An 8,313-nucleotide genomic window follows, 5' to 3' on the forward strand; every position below is an offset into this window, starting at 1 on the left:
TCGAAGAAATCAAAACCCGTCCTAATGTCTTCTTTATCCCCGCAGGTAAAGAACTACAGGTATTTGTGAATCAGTCGGTGACTTTCTAATTAACTTCTATCAGTTGTTGAGTTCTATGGTTATGAGCTTTTTACCATGTCAGAAATATTCCATCGCAGGACTAATCGCTTTTCTAGTCTTGTCCTTGCCCGCGATCGCTCAAGCTAGTCCTACCTTTCCTTCTTCTTTTTAAGTCGGGATCTGGTCGAAATCTGCGACCCTTCTTTTTTCTAGATGCAGTTTTAGGTAGTACTTTAGTAAAATGTATTTCAAGAGGAATAGTAATAGTAATTTCACCAGTTCTGCTCTGCTCTACTACATGTTGTTGCAGGATAACTTTTAATTCGGGACTAGGTTTAATTTCATCTTTTAAGACAATAAAAGCGGAGATGTTTTTAGCTTTTCGATCAGTTCCACCTTGGCGCAAAGATCTACGATTCCGAGTCATTCCATCGGTGTTGCGTTCGCCCCTAATCTCCACTGCTTCAACGTCAGGATGAGAAATCAATACCGACTTAAGGTTATTACTAAATGAGCTTGTACTACTACGTGAGGCAAAAGACACTGAGGGAACTGCCTGATTTTGTAAAGGTTCCACGGACATAATCCTTCGATCCATTCTATACACTGGTCGGGTTGGCTTATCATCTTTAAATATTGCCCCTCTTCTTACAAGTTCTTGTTTGATTGTTTGGATGAGCAATCTTTCTCCCCCAAAAATCATTGACTTTACGTTTGCCTTTTCAAAATTAGTAGTCTTAGTGATTAAAGCTTCTGTTAAGTTAGATCTTTCTAAATTAGCTCCACTCAAATTAGCTCCACTCAAATTAGCTCCACTCAAATTAGCTCCACTCAAATTAGCTTCTCTTAAATCTGCATGACTTAAATCAGCCCCTCTTAAATCAGTTTCTCTTAAATCAGCATTCCTTAAAATTCCATTGCTCAGATTTGTCCCACTCATATCAGAGCCAGCAAAATCTTTAAGTAAGTCAAGATCTGCAATCTTAGCCAGATCAAAAAAACTTGTATTTTTTGCTCCAGAAATCTTCTCAATTAATTGCTGAGCTTCTTGTTCAAAATTTTCATCGTTAATCATAATTAATTAAATTGTAAATATACTTTGCTTAAATAAGATCCTAACCTATGTTTTAAAAACAAATTTGCAATAGCTCTATCTAAAACTACTTGACTATCTCGATCCATATTTGGTGAATACAGTCCACTAGCATCTGTAACATAAATATCTTTTAGTGAAACTTCAAATCTAGCTTCAACTTCACATGTCCTTTGTAAGATTTGCAAGATTCCTAGCTTTGGAATGCTATATTGACCTTCAAAAACCTCAAAAGTTGAGTTGTCTTTCCTGTTATTAAATGTCCAAGTCGGGTTTTCTTCAGTTCCGCTAATTGTCACTTGAGATGCAGAAAATTTCACCTTCTGTGATTGCTTAGAAAGCTGCTTACCACCGAAAATACCTTTGCCACTAATTCCGTCTTTTTGAGAATTAGAAACCTCAACACCAAATTGATTTTCCTTCCCTTGCTCAGTTTGAATCTCTACCTCAAGGTTATCAAACAACTGATTTGGGTAGCATGATTTAGTAGGAATTTTCCCATTCTTTATACTTAGTTTTAGATGCCCACCCTTTAATCCAAAAGTTACACTGCCCAAAGGTATATTTTCTAAGTATTTACCAAACCTCAAAACAAGACTCAAATCAATTCTGTTTTTGTCGTCAATCTCAAACGTTCCGAATAACTTTTTTTTTCTCTGAGTTCCTTCTAGCTTGACAAATAAAATTTGTGGATATGTATTCATATCCTCTCTTGGCTGAGTCTCTAAAGAGTCAATTTTTTGCATTGTTAACGCCACTTAAACTACTAAATTTAATAGTGGAATTTTCATTATATTATATTTTTCAATATTTCGGACATTTTTTTAACGAGCCTATAACCTTTACGGGGTAGTACTTTCATCTCATATCTGTTAGCTCAAACGCTAACGGGGATTTAAATAAAGACCAAAATACTATCTCTATACAGGATCGGCAATACGAGGTTTTAAACTGTCCGAAATATTGCCTGATGACATGGACAGGTGAATTGCCCTCAAATCTGCATCAACCGTTGATAGTGCTGCTCCCGTAGAACAGAAAAAGTCTAACTCCACAGGATTACCACCCGAAATTGCTTTCATTACCAGTCAGCTATTTACACCCACAGGTGGAATTATTGCGGCTTGTATTGTCGGCATGGTTTTACTGTGTCGGACAGGCGGTAGTAGCAAAAACAAATTGGATCATGCTCATTGGGTTGGTGGGACAGAGATTGCGGCGGCGCGAAAAAAAGCTAAGGAGCAAATTAACCGTCGCGAACGCAATAAGCTAACTTTGTTTGTGGTTAAGCCTAAATTAGTTTTCCCTGCTGAACTAATCTCCAGCCCAGGCGTGGCGACACCCAATCACGAAAAGCCAATTGAGGGCGAAAAGCCTAAAGTCATTCAGGTGTCAAAAACAGATCGGACAATTTGGCTACCCGATGCTAATCGCGGCATTGCCGTGCTAGGTGGCACTGGTTCGGGTAAAACCTATGGAGTGATCGATCCTGCGATTCGTAGCGCGATCGACCAAGGATTTCCGATTATTCTCTACGACTACAAATATGCTGAGCAGTCCTCACGGATTGCGGGAATCGCGGCGGATGCAGGATACAAGGTCAGCATCTTTGCCCCTAGCTTTCCTGAAAGTGGAATCTGTAATCCCCTTGACTTCATTCGCGATGCGACGGATGTGGATATGGCAAGACAGGTAGCGATCGTCCTGAATCGCAACTTTAAATCAGGAGGCAAAGGTAATGAAGATCCTTTCTTTACCAATAGCGGCGATCAACTGATTCAAGCCGTACTGTTACTAGCCAAGACAACGCCTTATCCCGATATTATTTTCTGTGCCAAGGCATTAGGCGCGAATAATCTTCCCGCCAGAGTCCAAAATGCGAATCTACCGACTTGGGTAGAAACCAGTTTTGGACAGTTGATTTCGATGGCTGACTCTGAGAAAACGGTTGCCTCGGTAATCTCGACGGCGAGTATTCTCTTCAGTCGTTTCATGTCTCCTGATATTCTCAGTGTTTTCTGCGGCAAGACCACGATTCCGATGAACTTGAAAGGTAAACATCTGCTGGTGATCGGCATGAAGCGCGAAAAACAAGATGTGGTTGCACCGCTGTTAGCGACTGTCCTGCATATGATTGTCACCCGCAATGTCACGAGTAAACGAGAAGATCCTCTCCTTGTGGCGATCGATGAGTTGCCAACCCTCTATTTACCAAGTCTTGTCCAATGGCTAAACGTTCACCGTGAGGATGGACTTTCTTGTATGTTGGGTTTCCAAAACCTCGTTCAGTTAGAAGAAACCTATGGCAAAGAGGTGTCTAGGGCAATTTTCGGTGGTTGTGCCACTAAAGCAATTTTCAATCCCCTCGAACCTGAATCAGCAAAGATTTTCTCGGACTATCTCGGTGACGAACATCTCAAATACAAGTCAAAATCACGAAGTTCGGGCGGCGGTAAAACTAGCACAAGTACATCGGATCAGGAAAGAACTCGCAAACTATTTGCACCAGAGGATTTTCTCAAATTACCGCAAGGTAACTGTATTCTCATTTCCCCTGGTTATAGCTCCAAGAAAGAAGCGAATGTTCCCCGTCGCTGCAATATCAAAATCCCTAAAGTTGATGCAGATCGGGCAGAAAACAGTAAATCCAGATGGGAGGCTCTGAAAGTTGAACTAGAGCAGGAAGGGCATCAAATCCCGATTACCGACGCGGCGATCTTGGCTCGTAAGGATTACTTTCTAGATAACTTTCCTTTACCTGCGAAGGATACTCCTGCAACACCCAAGTCTGTTCCTGCTTGGGCTGAAGGTTTATAGAGGTATACATCATGGTCTTTATTCAATCATCGGAAGCATCACAAGCAAATTCCCAACAACTAGCGATCGCTCAAACTACGATTGAGGCTTTAGCCGAGTTGCTGAAACTTCTGCTAGCTAAGAAAGAGGATGAACAGCAAAAAGGAGATGCAGGTAAACAAGAAACTGCGGCGCAACCATCTGGTTTCAGTGATGCGGCGTGGGACAAGGTAGCAAAGGAATGGGATCAGGACATCATGGATGATTGGTGGCGCAGATATCAGGCTGCACCCGATCTTTCCAATACTCCTAACCCTGTGACAGATACCAGTATTGTCATCGCCAACCCACGCAATCGCGATAAAGATGAACCTGATTTTGCGATGTTGCCGAACTCGCCAATTAAGCCATCGCCTTTATCTGGTAGCGATCGCCATCCACTTTCCCAATCATCACAGCCGCCGATGCCAGTCTTGGCAAAGAAAAACTACATCGATGTTGAGTCACGCGAGATTACTACTAAACAGGAGCAATCTGACTCGCTCAGTCGCGATACCGATGGTGATGGCATAAAAGATGTAGATGAGATCCGCATGGGGTTAAACCCTCGAAGTAGGGATACGGATGGCGATGGTGTAAGCGATCTCGATGAGTTGGGGCGCTCTAATCCTTTATTGTTTGATGATTTTAGGCAACAAGTGATGGCGGCTGTCTCAGTGGCTTTAGTTACCAAGTTAGGTGTTGATGGTAAATATGAAGCTGAAGCCTATAGGATTCAGTCTCAAGATAATGTCTATGCGATCTCTGAGCAAGGTGGCACTGAAATCGCCAAGTTTGAGTTAGCCAACAATCGTGCTGTTTTTATTGCCGATCGCACCACGCTCGACCAGCAAATCGACTTTACGCAAACTGCTGTGCAGACCACCAATATCGATCTGGCTGACCTGACCCAAAAGCAGGGTTATCCCACTGCGATCGCCAAGAAGGGAGATTTGGCTCCTGCTGGTTCTAGAGCGGTTGTCGTTGTCGATAATTTTCTTAGACAGACGGGAAGAGAGACTTTTAAGGGTGAGAACTATACCTTGCAACGGAATGAAGATGGCGACATCGCGATCGCTAACGATAGGGGGGAAAACATTCTACGAACTGACAAAGGACAAATCACTGCTCAGTCAATGACTCCAGAGGATTTGGCTAGTTTCAAACAGATCTTTCAACGCATGGATCAACCTGCCTCAGTTGCCGATAAATTGCCGCGCTTGAAAGTAGAGCCTATTAAACCCCAGCTAGAGCGCTAGGAAAACACGATGATTACCGCTAATCCTGATGTTAATATCGCCCAGTTTGTGACGGCTTTTAACCAGCTTGTCGATATTCACATAGTCAACATTTTAGCGATCGCTGAACGAGAGAATTATCCAATTAATTTGACGGATTTTACGATGGAAGATAAAGACGATATATTCGATGAAGAATGGGATTTGGCTTATGCACCAAGCAGTAATCCCAATTCCGACAGTAATGAAGCTCAATTGGTGAGTGTTGCTATTCAAGAGCAGAACCAGATTAATTATGCAGCCCAGATTCAAGCGATGGCTCTGTCGATGTTTGATGGCTTAGCTAAACTGGGTAAAGACAAAACCGAAAATAAACGCGATGGTGCTGAACAGGAAACTTCGCAGACTTCTACTGATAAAGCAACTAATGATGAACGTGACCTGAAGCTGGCGCGTGATTGTCGAGAATTGCTGCAAGTTCAGGGTAAAGAAGATGGTAATAATCTTGTTTTCGAGCGTCCTGATGGTAAGGGGAATTACAAGTTCAGTCTCGAAAAGAACTCGGATACGATGACTTTAAAGGCAAAGGATCGTCCTGTTAATCCGATTTTGGTAGAGTCGCAGGGGAAAATCATTGAATCCAATGTCACTGATAGAGATGCAGCCAATATCAGTAGGGCTGTCGCCATGTTGAATGCACAGCAAACCAAACCTCTTGAAAATCAGAAATAACAATGTTTACCAAATTCCAATTATCCACTGAGGCTTGTATCATGTACAACACAAGTTAATTAGAGCGATCGCTCTCATCCAAAAGCCTCCTCAACTCCTGCTTTAAAGCCTCGACATCGGGCAGATATAGCTGATATCTCGATACAAAAAGCTGATTGGAAATTCCTCCCGTGGCATACTCCACTAGAATCTCATCCTTATCTCGCGCCAACACGATGCCAATCGGTTCATTGTCATCTTCCATGCTCTCTTCGGCACGAAAATAGTTTAGATACATATTCATCTGTCCTATATCTTCATGCCGCACCGCCCTTGTTTTCAAGTCAATTAAGACAAAACATTTCAAAATACGGTGATAGAACACTAAATCCACATAAAAATGCGTATTGTTTAACGTAATTCGGTACTGTTGCCCAATAAATGCAAATCCCTTCCCCAGTTCTAGTAAAAACTTCTCTAACTGCACAATCAACCGATTTTCTAATTCACTCTCATGATAATTGCGATCTGGCAAATCCAAGAACTCAAACACATAGGGATCTTTCACCACATCCCGCGCTGACTCGATAATCTGTCCTTTCTGAGCCAAGGCAAGAATCTCTGCTCGATCCTTACTCATGGCAACTCGCTCAAACAAAGCCGAATCCTTCTGGCGCTTTAATTCCCTCACGCTCCAGCGATCGCGTATGCATTGTTGCTCGTAAAACGATCTAGCTAAATCATCCGAAATCGCCAAAAGCTCCGTGTAATGCGACCAACCTAATTTGGCAGACACCATCTGCCATTTTGGATAGCTAACATAAAAGCGGCGCATATCCAAGACATTACGGCGACTAAATCCCTTGCCATAAGTTGTTTTCAAATCCCGTGATAATTGAGTTAACAACCTTGAACCATATTCTGCCCTCTCATTCCCCTTCTGCTCAAACTCCACAATGTACTGCCCAATTTGCCAATAAGTTTCTACCAAAAGCGTATTAACCTGCTCAAAGGCGCGTTGCTGCCCCTGTACTAAGCATTCACCAATGCGATCGATTAATTGCTGATAGGAATCGATTAGATCACTCATAAATTAGCTGTTAGTCTGGGATGACAGTATAACCCAATCCTAGAAATGAAAGTTAAGCCAGATTCAAGATAAAGTTTACACAGGTATAAAAATATGAAAAAGCTGTTACTCGTTGAATCTCCATCCAAGTGCAAAACCATCCAAGCCATCCTTGGCAGTGAATGGCAAGTGGAAGCTTCCTTTGGTCACTTTACGGAACTTGCCAAAGATGGTGAAGATAGCTTGGGCTTTACCATGCATTCAGATACCAACAAAATTGAATGTCGTTACCAATTGACGGAAGGCAAAGGACAACAGGTAGTCGCTAAACTTCGGGCGGCGGTGAAGAATGCTTCAGAAGTTGTACTTGCTACCGATGGCGATCGCGAGGGTGAGGGGATAGCATGGCATTTACAACAGCAACTGCATCTTCGTAATCCCAAACGGGCTGTCTATAACCAGATTACGCCTACGGCGGTTAAGGCGGCGATCACCAATGCTCATCAGTTAGATTTAAACCTGATTTCCGCGCAACGGGCTAGGCAATGCTTAGATCGGTTGATTGGGTTTAAGGTATCGCCGCTCGTGCGGCGGACAAGTGGCGGTAGCTCGGCTGGTCGGGTACAGTCGGTGGCTCTGCACATTGTCTGTCAGCGTGAACGGGAGATTAATACCTTTGTGCCGATTACTTACTGGTCGGTATGGACAGAATATACTGAAGGATTCACGGCTTTCTATGCGGGTAGTAGTGAGATTGAACCTGTGCTTGACGATCAGGATGTCACGGATGATGCATCGGAAGTGAATGCGGAATCTACGGTGGAGTCAAAACGGGTATTGTCGGAAGCGGAAGCTGCCCGAATTATTCAAGTAGCGCGTAATCATCCCCATATCGTTCGCGAAGCTACGGGTGTCACTGCTCAAAAATCACCATTGCCACCTTTCATCACCAGTTCGCTTCAGCAAGCAGCTTCTGTAAGATTAGGGCTATCACCTGAAGAGACGATGAAGGTGGCTCAAGAGTTGTTTGAGGGTGTCGATTTGCCCCAAGGTCGCAAAGGGTTGATTACCTATCACCGCACTGATAGCACTAGTCTCGCTCCTGAGTTTTGTGCTGAGGTAAAAGAATGGCTATCGAAACACGATCCTGATAACGTCCCTAAGAAAACTACTCGTCATCGTGAACAGGCGACTGCTCAATCAGCCCATGAAGCGATTCGTCCTACCTATTTGAGTATTACTCCAAAAACGGTTAGAGACCATCTCAGTGCCAAACAGCATCAACTCTATGAGTTAATCTGGCGCAG

8 protein-coding genes are annotated in these 8,313 nt (G+C 43.1%); 4 read left to right on the forward strand and 4 right to left on the reverse strand.

Annotated features, from left to right (window positions below; all coding sequences use genetic code 11):
• Positions 1-172 precede the first annotated feature (172 nt).
• From B9G53_RS24640 to B9G53_RS28780, 3 genes are all read right to left on the reverse strand, one after another.
• Positions 173-1,135, reverse strand: coding sequence for a pentapeptide repeat-containing protein (locus tag B9G53_RS24640; RefSeq protein ID WP_094536075.1), 963 nt, complete (start codon positions 1,133-1,135; stop codon positions 173-175).
• Between the two features lie 2 nt (positions 1,136-1,137).
• Positions 1,138-1,899 (reverse strand): hypothetical protein, encoded by a 762-nt coding sequence (locus B9G53_RS24645; RefSeq protein ID WP_094536076.1) that lies wholly within the window; start codon positions 1,897-1,899, stop codon positions 1,138-1,140.
• A gap of 174 nt (positions 1,900-2,073) precedes the next feature.
• Entirely contained in the window at positions 2,074-2,235 is a 162-nt protein-coding gene (locus tag B9G53_RS28780; protein ID WP_254923802.1) for a hypothetical protein, read from the reverse strand.
• A 55-nt stretch (positions 2,236-2,290) separates the two neighbouring features.
• Between B9G53_RS28780 and B9G53_RS24650 the strand changes: the two genes are divergently transcribed.
• The 3 genes from B9G53_RS24650 to B9G53_RS24660 are packed head-to-tail and all read left to right on the forward strand — an operon-like array spanning position 2,291 to position 5,958.
• Positions 2,291-3,970, forward strand: coding sequence for a type IV secretory system conjugative DNA transfer family protein (locus B9G53_RS24650; RefSeq protein WP_254923803.1), 1,680 nt, complete (start codon positions 2,291-2,293; stop codon positions 3,968-3,970).
• An 11-nt stretch (positions 3,971-3,981) separates the two neighbouring features.
• The gene (locus B9G53_RS24655) at positions 3,982-5,247 is read left to right on the forward strand and encodes a hypothetical protein (RefSeq protein WP_094536078.1); all 1,266 of its coding nucleotides are present in this window, start codon (positions 3,982-3,984) and stop codon (positions 5,245-5,247) included.
• A 9-nt stretch (positions 5,248-5,256) separates the two neighbouring features.
• Positions 5,257-5,958 carry a hypothetical protein gene (locus tag B9G53_RS24660; protein ID WP_094536079.1) on the forward strand — a complete coding sequence of 234 codons (702 nt, stop codon included), beginning with the start codon at positions 5,257-5,259 and terminating at the stop codon, positions 5,956-5,958.
• Positions 5,959-6,013: 55 nt separating this feature from the next.
• Here the strand turns inward: B9G53_RS24660 and B9G53_RS24665 are convergent, their stop codons facing one another.
• The gene (locus B9G53_RS24665; RefSeq protein ID WP_094536080.1) at positions 6,014-7,027 is read right to left on the reverse strand and encodes a YhcG family protein; all 1,014 of its coding nucleotides are present in this window, start codon (positions 7,025-7,027) and stop codon (positions 6,014-6,016) included.
• A 93-nt stretch (positions 7,028-7,120) separates the two neighbouring features.
• Between B9G53_RS24665 and B9G53_RS24670 the strand changes: the two genes are divergently transcribed.
• Positions 7,121-8,313 (forward strand): type IA DNA topoisomerase (locus B9G53_RS24670; protein WP_254923804.1); only part of this gene is annotated, 1,193 nt, incomplete at its 3' end.

The sequence above is a fragment of the Pseudanabaena sp. SR411 genome (genome assembly GCF_002251945.1).
In the GTDB taxonomy this organism is placed as follows: domain Bacteria; phylum Cyanobacteriota; class Cyanobacteriia; order Pseudanabaenales; family Pseudanabaenaceae; genus Pseudanabaena.

Bases quoted from the DNA above. Each gene is read 5' to 3' on its own strand.
- B9G53_RS28780 (WP_254923802.1), bottom strand. From the start codon at position 2,235: ATGAAAGCAATTTCGGGTGGTAATCCTGTGGAGTTAGACTTTTTCTGT.
- B9G53_RS24660 (WP_094536079.1), top strand. From the start codon at position 5,257: ATGATTACCGCTAATCCTGATGTTAATATCGCCCAGTTTGTGACGGCT.
- B9G53_RS24665 (WP_094536080.1), bottom strand. From the start codon at position 7,027: ATGAGTGATCTAATCGATTCCTATCAGCAATTAATCGATCGCATTGGT.
- B9G53_RS24655 (WP_094536078.1), top strand. From the start codon at position 3,982: ATGGTCTTTATTCAATCATCGGAAGCATCACAAGCAAATTCCCAACAA.
- B9G53_RS24650 (WP_254923803.1), top strand. From the start codon at position 2,291: ATGGTTTTACTGTGTCGGACAGGCGGTAGTAGCAAAAACAAATTGGAT.
- B9G53_RS24645 (WP_094536076.1), bottom strand. From the start codon at position 1,899: ATGCAAAAAATTGACTCTTTAGAGACTCAGCCAAGAGAGGATATGAAT.
- B9G53_RS24640 (WP_094536075.1), bottom strand. From the start codon at position 1,135: ATGATTAACGATGAAAATTTTGAACAAGAAGCTCAGCAATTAATTGAG.